Annotated in this window: 22 protein-coding genes; 16 read left to right on the top strand and 6 right to left on the bottom strand. The window is 62.3% G+C overall.

Annotated elements, in window-relative coordinates:
- Positions 1–112: 112 nt before the first annotated feature.
- From sucC to BJI67_RS13175, 4 genes are read left to right on the top strand one after another with little or no spacing between them, the layout of a single operon-like run.
- Positions 113–1282, top strand: a complete 1170-nt coding sequence (gene sucC / locus BJI67_RS13190; protein WP_070073414.1) for an ADP-forming succinate--CoA ligase subunit beta — start codon at positions 113–115, stop codon at positions 1280–1282.
- On the top strand, positions 1279–2160 hold the full coding sequence (sucD, locus tag BJI67_RS13185) for a succinate--CoA ligase subunit alpha (RefSeq protein ID WP_070073413.1): 882 nt from the start codon (positions 1279–1281) through the stop codon (positions 2158–2160). The genes sucC and sucD overlap by 4 nt, the downstream gene beginning before the upstream one ends.
- A complete protein-coding gene (locus tag BJI67_RS13180; RefSeq protein WP_070073412.1) occupies positions 2157–3767 on the top strand; it encodes an NAD+ synthase in 1611 nt (536 codons plus the stop codon). The genes sucD and BJI67_RS13180 overlap by 4 nt, the downstream gene beginning before the upstream one ends.
- Before the next feature lie 43 nt (positions 3768–3810).
- Positions 3811–4149 carry a P-II family nitrogen regulator gene (locus BJI67_RS13175; RefSeq protein WP_070073411.1) on the top strand — a complete coding sequence of 113 codons (339 nt, stop codon included), beginning with the start codon at positions 3811–3813 and terminating at the stop codon, positions 4147–4149.
- Positions 4150–4162: 13 nt separating this feature from the next.
- Here BJI67_RS13175 and BJI67_RS13170 read toward each other — a convergent pair whose 3' ends face one another.
- Complete coding sequence (locus tag BJI67_RS13170) at positions 4163–4681, bottom strand: nitroreductase family protein (RefSeq protein WP_070073410.1); 519 nt, start codon at positions 4679–4681, stop codon at positions 4163–4165.
- Positions 4682–4702: 21 nt separating this feature from the next.
- The gene (locus tag BJI67_RS13165; protein ID WP_070073409.1) at positions 4703–5449 is read right to left on the bottom strand and encodes an outer membrane protein assembly factor BamD; all 747 of its coding nucleotides are present in this window, start codon (positions 5447–5449) and stop codon (positions 4703–4705) included.
- A 62-nt stretch (positions 5450–5511) separates the two neighbouring features.
- Between BJI67_RS13165 and rluD the strand changes: the two genes are divergently transcribed.
- From rluD to def, 5 genes are all read left to right on the top strand, one after another.
- The gene (rluD, locus tag BJI67_RS13160; RefSeq protein ID WP_070073408.1) at positions 5512–6474 is read left to right on the top strand and encodes a 23S rRNA pseudouridine(1911/1915/1917) synthase RluD; all 963 of its coding nucleotides are present in this window, start codon (positions 5512–5514) and stop codon (positions 6472–6474) included.
- Position 6475: 1 nt separating this feature from the next.
- Positions 6476–7222 (top strand): peptidoglycan editing factor PgeF, encoded by a 747-nt coding sequence (pgeF, locus tag BJI67_RS13155; protein ID WP_331712287.1) that lies wholly within the window; start codon positions 6476–6478, stop codon positions 7220–7222.
- A gap of 52 nt (positions 7223–7274) precedes the next feature.
- On the top strand, positions 7275–8810 hold the full coding sequence (locus BJI67_RS17550; RefSeq protein WP_156782148.1) for a hypothetical protein: 1536 nt from the start codon (positions 7275–7277) through the stop codon (positions 8808–8810).
- A 13-nt stretch (positions 8811–8823) separates the two neighbouring features.
- A complete protein-coding gene (locus BJI67_RS13150) occupies positions 8824–9348 on the top strand; it encodes a glycine cleavage system protein R (protein WP_070074154.1) in 525 nt (174 codons plus the stop codon).
- Positions 9349–9428: 80 nt separating this feature from the next.
- Positions 9429–9929 carry a peptide deformylase gene (gene def, locus BJI67_RS13145; RefSeq protein WP_070073406.1) on the top strand — a complete coding sequence of 167 codons (501 nt, stop codon included), beginning with the start codon at positions 9429–9431 and terminating at the stop codon, positions 9927–9929.
- 6 nt (positions 9930–9935) lie between these two features.
- Here def and BJI67_RS13140 read toward each other — a convergent pair whose 3' ends face one another.
- On the bottom strand, positions 9936–10724 hold the full coding sequence (locus tag BJI67_RS13140; protein WP_070073405.1) for a BPSS1780 family membrane protein: 789 nt from the start codon (positions 10722–10724) through the stop codon (positions 9936–9938).
- A 137-nt stretch (positions 10725–10861) separates the two neighbouring features.
- Here BJI67_RS13140 and clpB point away from each other — a divergent pair, with 137 nt between their 5' ends.
- Positions 10862–13453: an ATP-dependent chaperone ClpB gene (gene clpB, locus BJI67_RS13135; protein WP_070073404.1), complete on the top strand. Its 2592-nt coding sequence runs from the start codon at positions 10862–10864 to the stop codon at positions 13451–13453.
- A gap of 61 nt (positions 13454–13514) precedes the next feature.
- On the opposite strand, the gene BJI67_RS13130 is transcribed toward clpB, so the two are convergent.
- Positions 13515–13859 carry a peptidoglycan-binding domain-containing protein gene (locus BJI67_RS13130; protein ID WP_070073403.1) on the bottom strand — a complete coding sequence of 115 codons (345 nt, stop codon included), beginning with the start codon at positions 13857–13859 and terminating at the stop codon, positions 13515–13517.
- 178 nt (positions 13860–14037) lie between these two features.
- Between BJI67_RS13130 and BJI67_RS13125 the strand changes: the two genes are divergently transcribed.
- Positions 14038–14256 (top strand): hypothetical protein, encoded by a 219-nt coding sequence (locus tag BJI67_RS13125; protein ID WP_070073402.1) that lies wholly within the window; start codon positions 14038–14040, stop codon positions 14254–14256.
- Position 14257: 1 nt separating this feature from the next.
- Here BJI67_RS13125 and BJI67_RS13120 read toward each other — a convergent pair whose 3' ends face one another.
- Positions 14258–15112, bottom strand: a complete 855-nt coding sequence (locus BJI67_RS13120) for an SDR family oxidoreductase (protein WP_070073401.1) — start codon at positions 15110–15112, stop codon at positions 14258–14260.
- Between the two features lie 3 nt (positions 15113–15115).
- The gene (locus tag BJI67_RS13115; protein ID WP_070073400.1) at positions 15116–15493 is read right to left on the bottom strand and encodes a DsrE family protein; all 378 of its coding nucleotides are present in this window, start codon (positions 15491–15493) and stop codon (positions 15116–15118) included.
- Positions 15494–15593: 100 nt separating this feature from the next.
- Between BJI67_RS13115 and BJI67_RS13110 the strand changes: the two genes are divergently transcribed.
- The 5 genes from BJI67_RS13110 (at position 15594) to BJI67_RS13090 (ending at position 19501) form a co-directional block, all read left to right on the top strand.
- Positions 15594–15866 carry an FmdB family zinc ribbon protein gene (locus tag BJI67_RS13110; RefSeq protein ID WP_070073399.1) on the top strand — a complete coding sequence of 91 codons (273 nt, stop codon included), beginning with the start codon at positions 15594–15596 and terminating at the stop codon, positions 15864–15866.
- 35 nt (positions 15867–15901) lie between these two features.
- Entirely contained in the window at positions 15902–16534 is a 633-nt protein-coding gene (locus BJI67_RS13105) for a DUF502 domain-containing protein (protein ID WP_070073398.1), read from the top strand.
- 113 nt (positions 16535–16647) lie between these two features.
- Entirely contained in the window at positions 16648–18417 is a 1770-nt protein-coding gene (gene aspS, locus BJI67_RS13100; protein WP_070073397.1) for an aspartate--tRNA ligase, read from the top strand.
- Between the two features lie 18 nt (positions 18418–18435).
- Positions 18436–18870, top strand: a complete 435-nt coding sequence (nudB, locus tag BJI67_RS13095; protein WP_070074153.1) for a dihydroneopterin triphosphate diphosphatase — start codon at positions 18436–18438, stop codon at positions 18868–18870.
- A 28-nt stretch (positions 18871–18898) separates the two neighbouring features.
- The gene (locus BJI67_RS13090; RefSeq protein ID WP_407922821.1) at positions 18899–19501 is read left to right on the top strand and encodes an esterase/lipase family protein; all 603 of its coding nucleotides are present in this window, start codon (positions 18899–18901) and stop codon (positions 19499–19501) included.
- The last annotated feature ends 27 nt before the right edge of the window (positions 19502–19528 follow it).

Raw genomic sequence — 19528 nt, 5'->3', positions numbered from 1 at the left:
TTTGCCTCCCCCGCGTTTTCCCGCACAATAAAGCGCGTAAAGTGTTGGCCGTTTACCCTTGCGCCTCTGTCCGCGCATTCGGCCTTGAAGACTAAGGATAAAGCACTCGCCCATGCACCTGCACGAATATCAGGCTAAGGAATTACTGGCCCATTACGGCATCCCTGTCCCCAAGGGGATCAGAGTGACGGATGCCGATGCGGCCGGCGACGTCGCCGACCAGTTGGGAGGGGGCGCCTGGGTGGCCAAGGCGCAGGTTCACGCCGGGGGCAGAGGCAAGGTAGGCGGGGTCAAGCGTGTTGTTGGACGCAAGGAGCTCCAGGATACTGTCGCTGGGATGCTCGGGTCGCGTCTGGCTACCGCCCAAACTACCGCGGATGGTTTGCCCGTTCACTCGGTATTGATTGAATCGCTGACGGATATCCAGCGCGAGCTGTATGTCAGCCTGCTGATCGACCGAGCTCAGCGGCGGCTCGCCGTAATCGCGTCGACCGCGGGCGGTATGGAAATCGAGCGGGTGGCCGCTGAGTCACCAGACCTGATTCTGACCGTGCATGCTCACCCAGTGGTCGGCATCCAGCCCTGGCAAGGACGAAAACTCGGGTTCGAGCTCGGTCTCGCCCCTTCCGAGGTCGGTCAGTTCAGCGCGCTTTTGGTCCGGTTATACCGCGTCTTCATGGATTCGGATGCTGCGCTGATCGAAATCAATCCCCTGGTTGTGACCGGAGGGGGCGATCTGGTCGCTTTGGACGCCAAGATCAACCTGGACGACAGCGCTGCATACCGTCAGCAGGCCCTGGCCTCGCTTTACGATGAGGGTCAAGCCGATCCTGCTGAATTCTTCGCCCGCAGTCTGGGCCTCAACTACATCCGTTTGGATGGCGAGATAGGATGCATGGTCAATGGCGCCGGCTTGGCGATGGCAACGATGGATCTGATCAAGCTGAGCGGCGGCCGGCCGGCGAATTTTCTCGATGTGGGTGGTGCGGCCACTGCGGAGCGCGTGGCCGAGGCCTTCAAACTGATACTGTCGGGCGACGAGATTCGCGCCGTACTGGTCAATATCTTCGGCGGCATCGTGCGCTGCGACTTGATCGCCGACGGGATCGTACAGGCGATCCGCGAGGTGTCGGTCGGCGTGCCTGTGGTGGTGCGACTTGAGGGTACCAATGCGGAGCAAGGAAGACGAATTCTTGCGGACTCGGGGCTCAACGTGATCCCGGCCGACGATCTCGCAGAGGCGGCGGCCAAGGTCGTTTCCGTCGCCGGAGGTGACGAATGAGTATTCTGGTCGACCGAGATACTCGGGTGATCTGCCAGGGGTTCACCGGCAAGCAGGGTACGTTCCACTCCGAGCAGTCGCTCGCATACGGTACCCGCCTGGTCGGCGGTGTGACGCCCGGCAAGGGCGGCCAGACTCATCTCGATTTGCCGGTGTTCGATACCGTCCACCAGGCAGTGGCAGAGACCGGCGCCGAAGCGACGATGATTTATGTGCCCGCAGCGTACGCTGGGGATGCGATTCTGGAAGCGGCGGATGCGGGTATCCGCGTCATCGTCTGCATTACCGAGGGCATCCCGGTTATCGACATGCTGCGGGTGCGCGCCACCCTCGACGATTATCCCGAGGTTCGGCTTATTGGCCCGAACTGCCCCGGCATCATCACGCCCGGCGAGTGCAAAATCGGCATCATGCCCGGCAGCATCCACCATCCGGGGCGTGTCGGTATCGTCTCGCGTTCGGGCACCTTGACCTATGAAGCGGTCTACCAGACCACGCGGGCCGGGCTTGGCCAGTCGACCTGTGTCGGTATCGGCGGCGACCCGATTCAGGGTATGGACTTCGTGGACTGCCTTCAGTTGTTCGACGAAGACGAGCAAACCGAGGGTGTGATACTCGTCGGCGAGATCGGCGGGCAGGCCGAGGAAGCCGCGGCGGCCTATATCAAGGCGCAGTTCAGCAAACCGGTAGTGGCCTATATCGCTGGCGTGACGGCGCCTGCCGGTAAGCGCATGGGGCATGCTGGCGCGATTATTTCCGGGGGGCTGGGTACCGCAGCGCAGAAGTTTTCCGCACTGGAAGCGGCCGGCGTGGCCATCGTGCACTCGCCGGATGCGATGGGGCGGCGCATGCACGAGCTGCTTGCTGCTCGGGCATGAGCACAAAGCTGGGGATCGCCCTCGCGCAGTGCAATCCGCTGGTCGGGGACGTCGAGGGGAATGCGCGCATGATCCTCGAACAGATTCGGCTAGCGCACGAGCGCACGGGCGCACAACTGGTCGTGTTTCCCGAGCTCGCGCTCACTGGTTATCCACCCGAGGACCTGCTGCTGCGGTCCGCCCTGCTCAATCAGGTGGAGGCCGCGCTGCAGTTGATCGCTGACCAGTCCGCGGGCTGGCACACGGTGATCGGCGCCCCGTACCGGGACGAGGCCGGGTTGCGCAATGGCGCGATATTGATCGGTCAAGGCCGGATTCTCGCCCGCTACGCCAAGCAGCGTCTGCCTAATTACAGCGTATTCGACGAAAAGCGCTACTTCGTCGAAGGCGACGAGTCCTGCGTCGTCTCGGTGGAGGGGGTGCGCATTGGCCTTACCGTGTGTGAGGACATCTGGTTTCCTGAGCCTGCCCGTGCCGCGCGTGATGCCGGTGCCGAGCTGCTGGTGAACATCAATGCCTCACCGTTCCATTCCTGCAAGTACGGTGAACGGATCAAGACCTTGCAGGCGCGTATTGCCGAAACCGGGCTGCCGATGGTGTATGTCAATCAGGTCGGCGGTCAGGACGAATTGTTGTTCGATGGGCAGTCCCTGGCGTTTGACGGGGCCGGTGAGCTGCTGTTGCGTGCCCCAGCCTTCGAAACCGGGGTCTTTTCCGTCCCGTTTTCCGGTGAGGCGGAGCTTGCCCCGCTTGCGGGGATCGAGGCAGATGCCTATCGCGCACTCGTGCTCGGTGTGCACGATTACGCGCGCAAGAACGGCTTCCCAGGCGTGGTGGTGGGGCTTTCCGGTGGCGTCGATTCGGCGCTGACGCTGGCGATCGCCGTCGATGCGCTCGGCGCTGAAGACGTGCTGGCGGTCATGATGCCTTCCCGTTATACCGCACCGATGAGCCTTGAGGATGCGCGTCTGCAGTGCGCCCACCTGGGTGTCAAATCCCTCGAATTCCCGATCGAGGGCCCTTTTCAGGCCTTTCTCCAATTGCTGGACCCGCTATTGGCTGGCCGTCCGGCAGACGCGACGGAAGAGAATCTCCAGGCGCGTTGCCGCGGCGTGATCCTGATGGCGATTTCCAACAAGACCGGCCGTATGGTGCTGACGACGGGCAACAAGAGCGAGATGGCCGTGGGCTATGCGACCCTCTATGGGGACATGGCCGGGGGCTTCGCGCCGCTCAAGGATGTGCCCAAGACGCTGGTCTACCGTCTGGCGCGCTGGCGTAACCGCGACCGCGTCGTCATCCCCGAGCGGGTGTTGACCCGCCCACCGTCCGCCGAGCTGGCGCCAGACCAGAAAGATTCCGATTCCCTGCCGCCTTATGAGGTGCTCGATCCTATCCTCGAGTACTTTGTGGAGCGTGATTGGTCCGTAGGTGAAATTGTCGCCGAGGGTTACGATCGCGCTATCGTCGAACGCGTGGTCGGGCTGGTGCTGCAGAATGAATACAAGCGCCGGCAGGCACCGCCGGGCGTACGCATATCGCCGCGTGCATTCGGCAAGGATCGGCGCTATCCCATTACATCAGGATATGGACGCGTCCTGAGCTGACGTGCGCGCGTCATACGACCAATAAATTCGAGGAGTGGACCCGATGAAGAAAATCGAAGCGATCATCAAGCCGTTCAAGTTGGATGAGGTGCGGGCGGCACTGACCGAAATCGGCATTGCCGGCATCACGGTGACCGAGGTCAAGGGCTTTGGTCGCCAGAAAGGTCATACCGAGCTGTATCGCGGTGCGGAGTATGTGGTCGACTTCCTGCCCAAGGTGAAGATCGAAGTGGTGGTGGGAGACGATCAGCTGGAGGCCAGTATCGATGCGATCACGCATGCCGCCCATACTGGCAAGATCGGCGATGGCAAGCTGTTCGTGACCCCGGTGGAGCGCATTATCCGTATCCGCACCGGCGAAGAGGGTGAAGCGGCGATCTGATTGCTGGCTAGGGTCAGCGGCGGAACACGACTTCGTCAAGCTGGCGACGAGACGTCGCCCGTGGCTGCTCTGCGGCGTAGCCCAGCGTCAGCAGGGCTACGGGCTGCAGGGCGGGCGGTAATTCGAGTAGGCGCGCAATTTCCTTGCTGTCGAAATAACCGACCCAGGTCGTGGCGAGGTCCGCGGCCGTGGCCGCCAGCTGGGCGTAGGCGGCCGCAATGGTTGCATCCTGCAGGGCGTACAGGTCTCGGCCACGATCCCCGAAGGAAAGTGCCGATCTTTCCGCATCGGTGCAGAAAATCAGACACACCGGCGCCTCAGCGACGAAGTCCTGGCCCGTGGCATGCGAGAGAGAAAGACGCTGCGACGGGGTTTCGACCACGCCGATCTGGTAGGCCTGTAGGTCGCCTGCCGAGGGGGCGGAAACCGCGCATTCGAGCACGGCGTGAAGCTTTTCCGTCTCCACGGGCATATCGGACTGGTATTGCCGAACCGAATGGCGGCGACGGATAGTCGAAAAGAAGTCGCTCATGCCGTGCTCTTCCTGCCGATGCTATTGCCTGGGATGGTAATCAGGATAGTTCAGGTTGAGGACCTTGCGTGTTTGTGCGGCAAGATCGGGCATGCCGAGTTTGCCATAGGCCTCGATCATCATCGACAAAGCGCGTGGGGTATCTGCGGCTCCGGGGTATTCCTGCAGCACCACCTTGCAGCGGTTGATCGCGGCAACGTAGGCCCCACGGCGCATGTAGAAGTGGGCCACATAAAGCTCATGCTGGGCGAGTTCGTTGCGCAGGAAAATCATGCGCCGCCTGGCATCCGGCGCATACTCGCTATGCGGGTATTTTTCCACCAGCTTCTTGAAGGCGGCGAAAGATTCCTTGAGCGGTTTCACGTCGACCCGCGAGGGATCGACCGGAAACAGGCGGTCCATGATGCCGGAACGCACGTTGAAGTTGGCAAGGCCCTGCATGTAATAGGCGTAGGCGACCTGTGGCGACAGTGGGTTTTCCTTGATGAAGCGCTGGGACGCTTCGACCGCCGATTTGGGTTCGTTCTGCTTGTAATAGACGTAGATCGTCTCAAGCTGCGCCTGCCGCGCGTAGTTGCCGAACGGATAGTGCCCACGCAGCGAATCGAACATATGCAGTGCGCGCGTGTAGTTGCTGTCCCTGAGCGCCTGTTCGCCAGCCTTGTAGTACTGCTCTGCAGTCCAGTGCTTGGTTTCGTCCGGCGCGGAGGCGCAGGCGGCGAGGGTTGCGACGAGGGTGAGAATTGCGGCGTATCGCCAGATTTGCATGGCAGTCCCGGGTAAAAGCCTGAATAATAGCCGGCGAGTATAACCGACCCGATATCTCCCGTATGCCCCCAGAACCCACACTTGAGTTCGCGATTCCGGACGAATTCGCCGGGAGGCGCGTGGATCAGGTTTTGTCGCAGCTCATGCCGGACTATTCGCGCACGCGCATCAAGGATTGGATCGAGCGTGGTCGTGTGACGTTGAACGGCAGGGTTCCCCGCCCTCGCGACAACGTTGCCGGAGGCGAGACGGTCTGCGTTGAGCCGTTGGTGGAGATCGTGCACGAGGATCGTGCCCAGGCGATCGAGCTGGATATCCGCTTTGAGGACGAAAGCCTGTTGGTGATCAACAAACCCCCCGGGCTTGTAGTTCACCCCGCCGCGGGGAACCGTGAGGGCACCCTGCTGAACGCCCTACTGCATCATGACCCTGATCTGGCGACACTCCCTCGGGCGGGAATTGTCCATCGTCTGGACAAGGACACCAGCGGACTGATGGTGATTGCCAAGACACCCGGTGCCTACCAGGCTTTGGTGGCAGCGCTGGCAGCGCGTGAGGTGAGTCGAGAATATCTGGCCCTGGTACAGGGGGAGCTGATCGCCGGCGGCACGGTTGAAGAGCCGATCGCACGCCATCCTCGAGACCGCAAGCGGATGGCCGTGGTCTCCGGCGGTAAACCCGCAGTGACTCATTACCGTGTGCTCGAACGATTCGTCGGGCACACCCTGCTGCGCGTGAGTCTGGAAACCGGACGGACTCACCAGATCCGTGTGCACATGGCTCATATTCGTCATCCGATTGTCGGTGATCCGGTTTACGGCGGACGCCTGCGCCTGCCACCCGGTGCCGGTGATGGGCTTGTCGCGGCGATGCGCGGGTTCCGGCGACAGGCCCTGCATGCCATGCGCTTGGCGTTCGAGCACCCTCGGACGAGTGAACCCATGGTCTGGGACAGCGAGCCGCCGGAAGATCTTCTACTGTTGCTTGCCGCCTTGCGCGCCCATGCGGAGGCGCGTCTTGATTGATGTGATCGGGACAGACTGGCTTTACCCTGACTGGCCGGCTCCGGCGACGGTGCGTGCCCTGACCACGACACGGTCTGGCGGGATCAGCGCAGGGTCTTACGCCAGTTTCAATCTCGCAACACACGTGGGTGATGACGCACGGGCCGTTGCCGAAAATCGGAGGCGGCTGCGTGAGGTGGCGGGACTGCCGGCGGAACCCACGTGGCTTGATCAGGTCCATGGCCGCAAGGTTGTTTTACTCGATCAGGAGACTTCCCCGGGCATGCCAGCGGATGCCGCGGTAACGCGCGAGCCCGGCGTGGTTTGCGCAGTGTTGACGGCGGACTGCCTGCCATTACTGATGTGTGACCGCGCGGGCAGTTGCGTCGCGTCGGCGCATGCGGGATGGCGGGGATTGATCGGCGGAGTTGTGGAGTCGACCGTCGACGCGATGGGCGTTGCACTACGCGACATCATGGTATGGCTGGGCCCTGCCATCGGTCCCAATGCCTTCGAGGTCGGTGATGAAGTGCGTGACGCGTTTCTGAGCGGGGACCCGGCGGTCACCGGCGCCTTCCGTCCATCACCGGCTGGGCGCTGGCTCGCGGATCTCTATGCACTGGCGAGGCTGCGCCTCGAGGCGATGGGCGTGGTCGAGATTTATGGCGGTGCTCACTGTACCTTCCTTGAATCAGAGACCTTCTACTCCTATCGGCGCGATGGCGTCACGGGGCGGATGGCCAGCATGATTTGGTTAGATAAGCGATAGTCAATGCAGAATGGATGGTATTGATGGATGGCACCGCTCCATGGGAGAGAAAATGAATCCCTCCAGCAATAAAATTTGGTTCATTCCTGGATTGTTATTGGCTTTTGTCGTGGCTGCCTGCGTTACTTTGGTTCTGCCGACAGATGGGCAGCCTGCCTATACGCCAGATTCTATTTTTTATTTGCTCGCATCGCGCGCGATCTCTGAAGGGCACGGAATAAGCATCCCTGGGTATGAATTATTTGACCCGCATTTCGTGCCCTATACGACGTGGCCGCCTTTGTATCCGGTGCTGTTGGCTACTGGCATGCCGCCGCTATTGCTTCAGGCCATTTTGTTAGGCTGTATTGCTGCTGTTTCCTATTTGCTTTTGACCCGCGTGGCGAAAGTAGGCGCAGTAATGGCAGTAGTGTTGGCGTTGCTCATTACTTTGGCATGGCCGCTGTTGATGGACGCGAGTTACGTGTGGAGCGAGTTATTCGCTTTGTTCTGGGTGTCACTCTCGCTTTATGCGCTGGGTGCATTGTGGATAAATAGAAGTACCCCATCGCGTGTGGTCCTGTTTTGGTTTCTTGCGGTCCTGGCGGTCTGTTGTGCTATTTACACGCGTTACGCCTCGCTAGTTTTTATTCCTGCCATCGTTTTGGTTTTGCTTCGAGCACCAATAAAAATGTCCCGGCGATGGGTCTTAATCATCTCGACGCCGATCATGAGTGGCTTCCTAATATTTCCGTTGTTGCTGCGTAACAAATTCGACAGTGGCTCGCTGTCAGGTACTCTTCGCCCAGCATCCACGCTGGATATTTCAACAGTAACGCGAGATGTCTCTTCATATATTAGTTGGGTATTCGGTATTGAAGCGTGGCAACAGATCATATTTGTGTTGTCAGTCATGGCTTTGCCAGCTGTGGTTCTGGCCTGTCGTTTAGAATCCAAGGGTTCTACACAAGTGTTTTCTCAAGATTCAACAGGTGGGGGTGATAAATGGTTGGCTTGGATGGCGGCCTCATATGCTCTCGCATATTTATTTGGTATTTCGGCATTGCGGTTGTGGCGCGACTTTGATTTAACGGTTCGCATGCTCAGTCCGGCTATACCTTGGGTGCTGTTGGGGTTGGCCGCATGGGCTGTCATAGTCTGGCGGGGTACTAATATAACTTGGCAACGCATTGTATTGGTGTCACCGTTTGCTGCGTTGTTTTTCTTGGCCGCGACGACTAGCTTTCAGCTAGGGCTTCAGGCACACATTGATTGGCGGAATACTGGTTCTCCGCAGTGGCGTATGAATGGGACTTCAGTTTATTCGAACCTATATCCGGTCCGCATGCCAAAGATAGTGGGTGTCGTACTGAGCAGTCGCCCTGGATTGATGTCTTTCCGTACGGGCTGGGATTTTAGAAGGATTCCAAGTGGCCAATGGTCGCATGCGATGCTGATGCGTATCGCAGATGCTGCGACAGGTCTGTTGATTGACAGTAGACAGGCTGCGCGCCTAGCTCGGGCGCTGCATGATCTCGTACCCAATCCGCGTGTGTTGCGACTGGGGAGTGAACCATTGTTAATTTGGGGCCCCCCCAGAAAGCCCTAGGAGAATGAACATCATGCCGGAATCCTGGTTCATGCTGACGGTAGTAGGTGCAGATCGGCCGGGTATCGTGGCCAGATTGGCACGCGATCTTTTCGTGGCTGGGGCCTATCTGGGCGAGGCATCGATGCTGCGCCTGGGCGGCAACTTCACCATCATGCTCATGGTGCGTGGCGAATTCACGGCCGATTCGCTACGTGCAGCCCTCTCGGTAGCCGCCGCGGAACTCGGTTTGCATCTGCATGTGGATGCGATAGACGGCGATCTGCACCAGCATGTGGTTCCGGATGTCCGCGTTCATGTGCATGGGGCCGACCGTGCGGGCATCGTCGCTGAAGTGGCCGAGGCGCTGGTTGCAGTCGGTTTCAATATCCTGACACTGGATTCCGACGTTGCCGGGCTCCACGCCGCGCCGATCTACGTGATGCAGATTGAGGGGCGTGCGGCCGATGGTATCGAAGTGGTCGAGGCGGCCCTCTCTCCTTTGCGCGCGAACGGAATCGACGTGCGTGTCGATTCCGTCGAAACCCTGGTCGGCTGAGCCATGCGGGTGATGCCTTCGTGGGAGATGTTCTCCCGCACCCAGCGCCGTGCAGCAATTTCGTCGCACGGGGGCTGACCATGGCCGCACTCGATGTATTGGTTTGGCCCGATGAGCGCTTGCGCCGGATTTCCGAGCCGGTCGATCGGTTCGATGACGAGCTGCGTGGTTTCGTGGAGGATCTCGAGGAAACTCGCCAGGCCGGACCGTCGGCGGTGGGTATTGCTGCCCCGCAAGTCGGGCGGCATCAGCGCGTGGTGATCCTGGACTGTTCAATCACGCGCAAGCCGGTAGCGAACCATGGGCGCCTTGTTTTGATCAACCCGGAAATCCTGTCCTGGGAGGGGCATGCGCTCGGTCGTGAGGGTTGCCTTTCCGTGCCTGATTACACCGGCAACGTGCTCCGCGCGGAGAGAATCATTCTGCGTGCCTATGATCTTGCAGGCGAGTCTCACGAATACGACATGAATGGTTTCGAGGCGCGCGCGGCGCAGCACGAAATCGATCATCTCGATGGCCGGGTATTTCTGGACCGGGTCGTCAGCCGGCACACGGACGTCTTCCGGCGCAAGCAGCGCTGATTCCGCTTACTCCGCCTTGCCGTTCGGCAGGGCATCGCCGGCTGCCGGGTCGACCTTACCCGGCAGATTGGTGAAGGTGTCCAGATAGGCGCAATAGGCGGAGGCGATGCTCATCGGACCGACGATCAGCAGGCCGAGTCCGGCGGGGATCAGTGCGATGACCACCAGTGCAAGATAAACCAGGGCGAAGATCACCCAGGCGCCGATGTTGTACAGGTTGGCGCGCAGGCTTAGCTTGAGTGCGGCCAGCGGTTCCATGCCGGCCAGCATGACCAGGGGTGTGGCGAAGAACAGCGCGGAAGCATAGATTACGTACAGCAGCAAGGCCAGCAGCAGCGCAGACAGGCCGATGCCGGCTCCAGCTCCGGCCAGGGCCATGCCGCCCATGTGACCCGCCCCCATGGCGCCGAATCCCATCAGGCTCATGATGAAGCTGCCACCGAGCAGCATGGCAACCAGCCAGACCAGCACGTTGGCAATCAATGTCCACAGCCCGAGTGTCAGCATGCGGTTGCGGCGGCTGGTGTCGGTCAGGCCGGCGAACAGGTTTTCGAAGCTGGGCGACTTGCCGCGGGACGCGGTTTCCACGGCCAGCAGCAGCCCGCCGGTGAGTGCAGGGGTGATCAACAGGGTGAGCAGCGTTCCCACGAGCGGCAGTAGGCCGACCAGAAACGAGATCAGGATGAAAACCAGGAAGAGCAGGACGAACATGCCCGGCTCCCGGCGGAAGATGTCCCAGCCGGTCGTCACCCACTCCAGCCCATGTCCAGCGCCCAATCTGCGGATCTCGTGCATCGAATCGGCTCCTTTGTTGCGCTAAACATAGCATGCCGCATATGGCGTCTATATTCGCATGACGCCAGGCGTTGAAAAATGCCGTGCGAGGCCTCATCCATTAGTGCAATCACTGAATACCGAGAGGGGAATTCGACATGCGCATGGACAAGCTGACCAGCAAATTCCAAATGGCGCTGGCTGACGCGCAATCACTCGCCGTGGGGCGCGACCATCAGTTCATAGAGCCGCTGCACCTGATGCGTGCGCTGCTGGATCAGGAAGGCGGTACCGTGCGTCCGCTGCTCACCCGCGCTGGTGTCAACGTCAACCAGTTGCGTACCCATCTGGATGAGGCGCTGGACGGATTGCCGGTAGTCGAGGGCGTGGCCGGCGAGGTGCATCTATCCAACGATCTGATCAAACTGCTGAACATCACCGACAAGCTGGCGCAAAAACGGCAGGACGCTTACATTTCGTCCGAGTTGTTCGTGCTTGCCGCCCTGGAAGGCAAGGGACATCTGCACGATCTCCTGTCCCAGGCCGGGGCTGTGCATGGTGCGCTCGAAAAGGCCATCGAAGAGGTGCGCGGCGGTTCCAAGGTGGAGGACCCCAACGCCGAGGAACAGCGCCAGGCGCTGGAGAAATACACCATCGATCTGACCGAGCGCGCCGAGCAGGGCAAGCTCGATCCGGTGATCGGCCGCGACGAGGAAATCCGCCGCGCGATTCAGGTGCTGCAGCGGCGTACCAAGAACAATCCGGTCCTGATCGGTGAACCCGGCGTCGGCAAGACCGCCATCGTCGAGGGCCTGGCGCAGCGCATCATCGACGGCGCGGTGCCCGAGGGTCTGAAGAACCGCCGCGTGCTGTCGCTGGATCTCGGAGCGCTGCTCGCCGGCGCCAAGTTCCGCGGCGATTTCGAGGAGCGCCTCAAGGCGGTACTCAACGATCTGGCCAAGCAGGAAGGCCGCATCATCCTGTTCATCGACGAAATCCACACCATGGTCGGCGCCGGCAAGGCGGAGGGCGCAATGGATGCCGGCAACATGCTCAAGCCCGCGCTGGCGCGCGGCGAGCTGCACTGCATCGGCGCCACCACGCTGGACGAGTACCGCCAGTACATCGAGAAGGACGCCGCACTGGAGCGCCGCTTCCAGAAGGTGCTGGTCGACGAGCCGAGCGTGGAGGACACCATCGCCATTCTGCGCGGCCTGAAGGAACGCTACGAAGTGCATCACGGCGTGGAGATCACCGATCCGGCGATCGTTGCCGCCGCGACGCTGTCGCACCGCTACATCACCGACCGCCAGTTGCCGGACAAGGCCATCGATCTGATCGACGAGGCGGCCAGCCGCATCCGCATGGAGATCGATTCGAAACCGGAGGAGATGGATCGTCTGGAGCGTCGCCTGATCCAGCTCAAGATCGAGCGCGAGGCGCTCAAGAAGGAGTCGGACGAGGCCTCGCGCAAGCGGCTGGCCGACCTGGAGGAGCAGATCGGTAAGCTCGAACGCGAGTTCTCCGACCTGGACGAGATCTGGAAATCGGAGAAGGCTGCGGTGCAGGGCACCACACACATCAAGGAAGCGCTCGACCGTGTGCGTACCGAACTGGAAACCGCGCGCCGCGCGGGCGACCTCGCGCGCATGTCCGAACTGCAGTACGGGCGCATTCCTGAACTGGAGCGCCAGCTCGACATGGCCTCGCAGGCCGAAATGCAGGAAATGAAGCTGTTGCGCAACAAGGTCGGCGACGAAGAGATCGCCGAGGTGGTGTCGCGCTGGACCGGCATCCCGGTCGCCAAGATGCTCGAAGGTGAAAAGGAGAAGCTGCTGCGCATGGAGGACGAGCTGGCTCGCCGCGTCGTGGGGCAGACCGAGGCCGTACGTGCGGTGTCGAACGCCATCCGCCGTTCGCGCGCCGGCTTGGCCGATCCGAACCGACCCAACGGCTCGTTCCTGTTTCTGGGGCCGACCGGCGTGGGCAAGACCGAACTGACCAAGGCCTTGGCCGCGTTCCTGTTCGACACCGAGGAGGCCATGGTGCGGATCGACATGAGCGAGTTCATGGAGAAACATTCCGTGGCGCGGCTCATCGGCGCGCCCCCGGGCTACGTGGGTTACGAAGAGGGCGGCTATCTGACCGAGGCCGTGCGCCGCAAACCGTATTCGGTGATCTTGCTCGATGAGGTCGAGAAGGCGCATCCGGACGTGTTCAACGTGCTGTTGCAGGTGCTCGACGACGGCCGCCTGACCGACGGCCAGGGTCGTACGGTGGACTTCCGCAATACCGTGGTGGTGATGACCTCCAATCTCGGCTCGCAGGCGATCCAGGAGATGGCCGGCGAGGAGAATTATGAGGCGATGAAGGATTCCGTGATGGAAGTCGTCGGTGGCCACTTCCGCCCCGAGTTCATCAACCGCATCGACGAGGTGGTAGTGTTCCACCCCCTGGGTCGCGAGCAGATCCGGCTGATCACCGGCATCCAGCTGGAATATCTACGCCGCCGTCTCGCCGAGCGCGACATGCAGCTCGAGGTCAGCGATGCGGCACTGGATCGTCTCGGCGAGGCCGGTTTCGACCCGGTCTACGGGGCGCGGCCGCTCAAGCGGGCGATCCAGCAGGAAGTGGAGAATCCGTTGGCCCAGCAGATTCTGTCCGGTGTCTTCGGCCCGGGAGACGTGGTCCATATCGGTGTGGGCCAGGGCGGTCTAGAGTTTTCCAGGGAGGCGGTGAGCGCCGCCTGAAACGAAAAGGCCCCGCGTTCCCGAGGGATCGCGGGGCCGATTGGACGGAACGGGTCCGGTCTTACTTGGCTTCGAGCTTGCCCAGGGTCATCTTGGTCAGATGGCCGGTCGGCTTCAGGCCGTTGGCCTTCTGGAAGCTCATGATGGCAGCGCGGGTCTTGGGACCCATCATGCCGTCAACCTTGAGCATCGCGCCATGCTTGTTAAGCGCTTCCTGAGCCTTCTTCACCATCATGCTGGCGTGCATGACGTGCTTCATCATCGGCTTCTTGTGGGCCGGTGCCATCATCGGCTTGCTGGCCGGTTTGGCCGGAGCAGCGGGCATGGCAGTCGTGTCGGCCATGGCGGCGGGGAGACCGAGGCTCAGCGCGCCCAGCACGGACAAGGTAATAATGGATTTTTTCATCGAGTTGTCTCCTGAAGATGCAGTCCCCCCATCGTTGGAGGGCAGAGGGATATTAGGGCTGAGCAATGGAGCGGTAAATGGTTTTATTTATTATCTTTTCTGTTGATAGGCGGAGCTTTTGTCGTCTGTCAACGACAACACGGATGCGGGTTCTACCGGCAATCGATAAGGGTTTGCTATGAATGTTGAGATGGGTGACGATGGTCTGAACGTCAGTGGGATTTCCCGCGATCAGGTGGCCATGCTGGTTGAGGCGCTGAAGTCGGCGACGGATCAGGCTTTTATGCAGGACGACGAGTTGCGGCGCCTATACAAGCTGCTGGCGATTGTACAGTCCGACGTCTGGGACGACATGACCGCCGGTCGTTTCGATTTCGGTGCCTATCGGAGACAGTAGCTCAGCGGTTTTCGCCCTGCGAAATCTTGGTGAGTAGGGCATCCAGGGTTCGTGTACCCAGCAGCCTTCGGAGCAGGCCGAACAATCGGGTGGGGACGGTGACGTGATAGCGCGCGCGCGGCCGGGAACTGTCGAGGGCGTGCAGCAATGCTTTCAGCACGGCCTCCGGTCCGAGTTCGAAGGCTGCTTTTTCCGTTTCCGGTTTGGCCATGCGCCGTTCGGCGCCGGCATACAGGTCCGAGAACGCACTGTGTTCGCGGTCGATATTCAGCTTGAAGGCAGCATAGGCGTTGGCGCGAAAGTGGCTGGTGATCGGCCCGGGCTCGATCAGGCTGACGTCGATGCCGCTGCCGCGCAACTCGAGTCGCAGGGTGTCGCTCAGACCCTCGAGCGCGAACTTGCTGGTGACGTACGCGCCGCGGAACGGCAGGGCAATCAGACCGAGGATCGAGCTGTTGTTGACGATCCGGCCATGGCCTTGCCGGCGCATGACTGGAATGACCAGATTGGTGATTTCGAGCCAGCCAAGCAGATTGGTTTCGAGCTGCGCGCGCAGGACCTCCCGGCTCAGGTCCTCGACCGCCCCGGGTTGGCCGTAGGCCCCATTGTTGAACAGCGCGTCCAGTCGTCCGTCGGTGGCCGCGATGACGGTGGCGACGGCCTGCTGGATACTGACGCTGTCGGCCAGGTCGAGCTCGAGCGCGTCCGCCAGGCCCTCGCCGCGGAGCCGTGCGACATCCTCCTGTCGGCGTGCGCTGGCGAACACGCGCCAGCCCCGTCGGTGCAGGGCGTGGGCCGCGTAATGCCCAATGCCGCTGGAGCAGCCTGTGATCAGGATGCTGCGTGTTGCATTCATGGGTCAGTAGGTCAGGACAGCGACGCTGTCCTCGGCGATCTCGCCGATGAAGGCGCCGCCGCCGCGCGCGCCGTCGAGTTCGGGGATGGCGTTGTCGGGATTGAGTCCGTGCTCGTCCATGGCGCCGGCGCAGGCGAAGAATTTGGCCCCCGCCTCGTGGGCATCCTGCATGAAGGCATAGACGGATTTTTCGGCCGCACTGCCCGGATACAGGCGTTCGGCTTCGCCTTTGATGAGCAGGCGCGTGGTGCGCGCCGCGAAATACATCTCGACTTCGAGATCCATCGCCGCCGCGACCGCCGCCTGGAAGAACGGCGTGCCGAGCGTGCCTGGGTGATCCGGGTTGAGATTGAGCAGCATGAATACGATTTTGTCCGCCATGTCGATTCTCCCTCGTTGCCTGCTTGAATGCGGGCTGGTTTTTCTCGAAATCGGCCCCATATAATCGCCACATATTGGCTGAGTTTGGGAGTATTTGAAAATGCCGATCTACGAATATCGATGCGAAGCCTGCGGACACGAGATGGAAGCCATGCAGCGCATGAGCGACGCTCCCCTGGTCGAATGTCCCGTCTGCGGCAAACCTGCACTAAAGAAGCAGATTTCTGCGGCCGGTTTCCGCCTGGCCGGCGGCGGCTGGTACGAAACGGACTTCAAGAAGGACAAAAAGCGCAATATTGCCGGCGAGTCCGGATCCGGTTCCTCGGGTTCTTCCTCCAAGCCGGGCGGTTCTACGCAAGGTTCGGCGGCCTGACACTCCGACAATCCGACATTAAGGGGGGCGCCTAGATGGCCGCCTTGCTGCGCCGTTATTTCATGGCCGGACTGCTGATCTGGGTGCCCCTGCTGATCACGGTCGCGGTCCTCGACATGCTCATCGGCTTCATGGACCGTACACTGCTGCTGTTGCCGCCGCAGTGGCGACCGGAGGCGCTGCTGGGTTACCCGATTCCCGGTCTGGGGCTGGTTCTGACGCTGGTCATCGTGTTGCTGACCGGCCTGCTCGCTGCCAATTTCCTGGGACGGCGGGTCGTGGCCCTGTGGGAGGCGCTGCTGGCCCGGATTCCCTTGGTGCGCAGCATCTATTCCGCGGTCAAGCAGGTCGCCGAGACGCTGTTCGCGGCCAACGGCGAGGCCTTCCGCAAGGTACTGCTGATCGAATATCCGCGGCGCGGCATCTGGACGCTGGCCTTCCAGACGGGTACCGCCAGCGGCGAGATACATCGCCGTACGGAGGCGGAGGTGATCACTGTGTTCGTGCCCACCACACCCAATCCCACGTCGGGGTTCATCATGATGATTCCCAGGAACGAGGTAATGGAGCTTGAGATGTCGGTCGAGGACGCGCTCAAGCTGGTGGTCTCGCTCGGCGTGGTCACTCCCCGGGAAGTGGCTGCGAAGGCCGTAGCGCCCGAGTCGTGATCTGGGGTCCCTGGTTGCGCGCATGCCGCACGTGGCCTTACTATTCGACCACTTAAGTTAGCGCCGCCGCATGGCGGCGCTTTTGCTTTGGCCGATGAGATAACGATGTGAGCATGCGTAGTCATTATTGCGGGAGTCTGGATGCGTCGATGATCGACCAGGAGGTCGTTCTGTGCGGTTGGGTGAATCGCCGACGCGATCACGGTGGGGTGATATTCATCGATCTGCGCGATCGCGGCGGAGTCGCCCAGGTGGTGTTCGATCCGGACCTGCCCGACGTCTTCGGTCTGGCCGAGCGCGTGCGCAGCGAATACGTGCTGCAGGTCCGCGGACGTGTGCGTCACCGTCCGGAAGGCACCGTCAACCCCTCGATCCCCTCGGGAGAGGTGGAGGTGCTTGGGCAGGCCCTGACAGTGCTCAACGCGGCGGAAACGCCGCCGTTCCAGCTCGACGAGGAAGACGTCGGCGAGGAAACCCGTCTGCGCTACCGCTATATCGATCTGCGCCGCCCGGAAATGCAGCGCCGCCTGATGCTGCGCGCCCAGGTGACCCGTACCCTGCGTCGTTTCCTGGACGACCGCGGCTTCGTCGACGTCGAAACCCCGATGCTGACCAAGGCGACGCCGGAGGGCGCGCGCGACTATCTGGTGCCTAGCCGCACGCACAACGGCAGCTTCTTCGCACTGCCGCAGTCGCCGCAGTTGTTCAAGCAGCTGTTAATGATGAGCGGCATGGATCGCTACTACCAGATCGTGCGCTGCTTCCGCGACGAGGATCTGCGCGCCGACCGGCAGCCGGAATTCACCCAGCTCGACATCGAGACCTCGTTCCTCGAAGAGGACGACATCATGGGCCTGATGGAGACCATGGTGCGCGAACTGTTCGCACAGGTGCTCGAGGTCGCGCTGCCCGCGCCGTTCCCGCGGATGACCTACGCCGAGGCCATGCGCCGCTTCGGCTCGGACAAGCCCGACCTGCGCATTCCGCTGGAGCTGGTCGACGTGACCGATCTCATGCGCAAGGTCGAGTTCAAGGTCTTTTCCGCCCCCGCCAACGATCCCGCGGGTCGCGTGGCGGTGCTGCGCCTGCCCGGCGGCGGTTCGCTGTCGCGCAAGGAGATCGACGACTACACCGCGTTCGTCGCGCGTTTCGGCGCCAAGGGGCTGGCCTACATCAAGGTCAACGAGCTGGCCGCCGGCCGCGAGGGATTGCAGTCGCCGATTCTCAAGTTCCTGCCCGACAACGTGGTCGATGCGCTGGTCGAGCGCAGTGCCGCGGTGGATGGCGACCTGCTGTTCTTCGGTGCCGACAAGGCGAGCGTGGTCAACGATGCCCTCGGCAATCTGCGCGTGCGTCTGGGACACGACCGGGGCTTGGTCGAGCACGGCTGGCGCCCGCTGTGGGTGGTCGATTTCCCCATGTTCGAATACGACGACAAGGCCGGCCGCTGGGTCTCCCTGCATCATCCCTTCACCGCGCCGCGTGTCGCCTCCGCCGAGAATCTCGGTGACGCGCCGGGCGAGGTGTTGTCGCGCGCCTACGACATGGTGCTCAACGGCTCGGAGGTCGGCGGCGGCTCGGTGCGTATCCACGAGCCGGAGATGCAGTCGGCGGTGTTCGCGCTGCTTGGTATCGGCGAGGACGAGGCACGCGAGAAGTTCGGCTTCCTGCTCGATGCGCTGCGTTACGGCTGCCCGCCGCATGGCGGCCTCGCCTTCGGTCTCGACCGGTTGGTGATGCTGATGACGGGCAGTGCTTCGATCCGCGACGTGATCGCCTTCCCCAAGACGCAGACGGCGGCCTGCCCGCTGACCGACGCGCCGACGCCCGTGGATGACCGCCAATTGCAGGAGCTGGGCATCCGCCTGCGGCGCCAGGTCTGAGTGCCGGGGCGCCCGGGAATGTCCTGGAAGCGCCCCGAATCGGTGCTGGTCGTGATCGCGGCACGCGACGGGCGGGTGCTGCTGCTCGAACGCCGCCGTCCGCGCGGCGTGTGGCAATCGGTGACCGGTAGCCTCGAACCGGGCGAAAGCGCGCCGGAGGCGGCCATGCGGGAAACCTGCGAGGAGACCGGCTTGTGCGGCATCGCGCCCGTCGACTGCCGGCGCAGCAACCGATTTCCGATCATCATGCCGTGGCGTCCCCGGTACGCGCCCGGCATTCCCAGCAACCGCGAGCGCGTGTACGCCATCCTCCTGCCGCGACCCTGCGCGGTGCGCGTCAATCCGAAGGAACACCTGCGCTATCGCTGGACGACCCGGCGGGAGGCGATGCGCCTCGTCTGGTCGCGCACCAATCGCGCGGCGATCCGCCGCGGAGTGGGCTGGCGTGCGTGAGGCCGTGATCACGCTGCACGGGCTGTGGATGACCGGCTTCGAGATGACGCTGTTGCGACGTCGCCTGGGCGGATGCGGCTACACGGTGCATCCCTTCGCGTATCCGAGTCTGCGCCGGGGTCCGCGCACCAATGCGATGGCGCTGCGCCGCTTCGTGGACTCGGTCGACGCCGACGTGGTGCATTTCGTGGCGCACTCGCTGGGCGGGATCGTGGTGTTGCATCTGTTCGATCAGGCGCCTCTACAGCGCCCCGGCCGCGCGGTGTTTCTAGGCACGCCCCTGGCCGGCAGCCGTGCGGCGCGCCGGGTGGGGGAGTGGCCGCTCATGGGACGCCTGCTGCTGGGGGCCAGCCTGGCGGGCGGCCTGCGCGGCGACGTGCCCGCCTGGCACGCCGGACGCGAGCTGGGCATGATCGCGGGCACGGGCAATACGTACGGCGTCGGCCGGTTCTTCGGCGGCCCTCTGCCGCGTCCGCACGACGGAACCGTGGCCCTCGACGAAACGCAGGCCCACTACGTCAATCGCAGGCTCGAGGTGCCCTGCAGCCATTTCGGTCTGTTGTTCCGTGCCGACGTCGCCGACGCCGTCTGCCATTTTCTGCGCGACGGGGACTTCGCTCCGAGCTCCTAGCCTCGGCGGCGGGGGGCGGGGCCGCAT

It is taken from the genome of Acidihalobacter aeolianus (assembly GCF_001753165.1).
Classification (GTDB): domain Bacteria; phylum Pseudomonadota; class Gammaproteobacteria; order DSM-5130; family Acidihalobacteraceae; genus Acidihalobacter; species Acidihalobacter aeolianus.
Note: the sequence above shows the minus strand (reverse complement) of the source record. Positions and strands in the feature narration are given on the sequence as shown.

Coding starts and splice junctions, on each gene's coding strand:
- sucC (WP_070073414.1), top strand. CDS start 113: ATGCACCTGCACGAATATCAGGCTAAGGAATTACTGGCCCATTACGGC.
- sucD (WP_070073413.1), top strand. CDS start 1,279: ATGAGTATTCTGGTCGACCGAGATACTCGGGTGATCTGCCAGGGGTTC.
- BJI67_RS13180 (WP_070073412.1), top strand. CDS start 2,157: ATGAGCACAAAGCTGGGGATCGCCCTCGCGCAGTGCAATCCGCTGGTC.
- BJI67_RS13175 (WP_070073411.1), top strand. CDS start 3,811: ATGAAGAAAATCGAAGCGATCATCAAGCCGTTCAAGTTGGATGAGGTG.
- BJI67_RS13170 (WP_070073410.1), bottom strand. CDS start 4,681: ATGAGCGACTTCTTTTCGACTATCCGTCGCCGCCATTCGGTTCGGCAA.
- BJI67_RS13165 (WP_070073409.1), bottom strand. CDS start 5,449: ATGCAAATCTGGCGATACGCCGCAATTCTCACCCTCGTCGCAACCCTC.
- rluD (WP_070073408.1), top strand. CDS start 5,512: ATGCCCCCAGAACCCACACTTGAGTTCGCGATTCCGGACGAATTCGCC.
- BJI67_RS17550 (WP_156782148.1), top strand. CDS start 7,275: ATGAATCCCTCCAGCAATAAAATTTGGTTCATTCCTGGATTGTTATTG.
- BJI67_RS13150 (WP_070074154.1), top strand. CDS start 8,824: ATGCCGGAATCCTGGTTCATGCTGACGGTAGTAGGTGCAGATCGGCCG.
- def (WP_070073406.1), top strand. CDS start 9,429: ATGGCCGCACTCGATGTATTGGTTTGGCCCGATGAGCGCTTGCGCCGG.
- BJI67_RS13140 (WP_070073405.1), bottom strand. CDS start 10,724: ATGCACGAGATCCGCAGATTGGGCGCTGGACATGGGCTGGAGTGGGTG.
- clpB (WP_070073404.1), top strand. CDS start 10,862: ATGCGCATGGACAAGCTGACCAGCAAATTCCAAATGGCGCTGGCTGAC.
- BJI67_RS13130 (WP_070073403.1), bottom strand. CDS start 13,859: ATGAAAAAATCCATTATTACCTTGTCCGTGCTGGGCGCGCTGAGCCTC.
- BJI67_RS13125 (WP_070073402.1), top strand. CDS start 14,038: ATGAATGTTGAGATGGGTGACGATGGTCTGAACGTCAGTGGGATTTCC.
- BJI67_RS13120 (WP_070073401.1), bottom strand. CDS start 15,112: ATGAATGCAACACGCAGCATCCTGATCACAGGCTGCTCCAGCGGCATT.
- BJI67_RS13115 (WP_070073400.1), bottom strand. CDS start 15,493: ATGGCGGACAAAATCGTATTCATGCTGCTCAATCTCAACCCGGATCAC.
- BJI67_RS13110 (WP_070073399.1), top strand. CDS start 15,594: ATGCCGATCTACGAATATCGATGCGAAGCCTGCGGACACGAGATGGAA.
- BJI67_RS13105 (WP_070073398.1), top strand. CDS start 15,902: ATGGCCGCCTTGCTGCGCCGTTATTTCATGGCCGGACTGCTGATCTGG.
- aspS (WP_070073397.1), top strand. CDS start 16,648: ATGCGTAGTCATTATTGCGGGAGTCTGGATGCGTCGATGATCGACCAG.
- nudB (WP_070074153.1), top strand. CDS start 18,436: ATGTCCTGGAAGCGCCCCGAATCGGTGCTGGTCGTGATCGCGGCACGC.
- BJI67_RS13090 (WP_407922821.1), top strand. CDS start 18,899: ATGACCGGCTTCGAGATGACGCTGTTGCGACGTCGCCTGGGCGGATGC.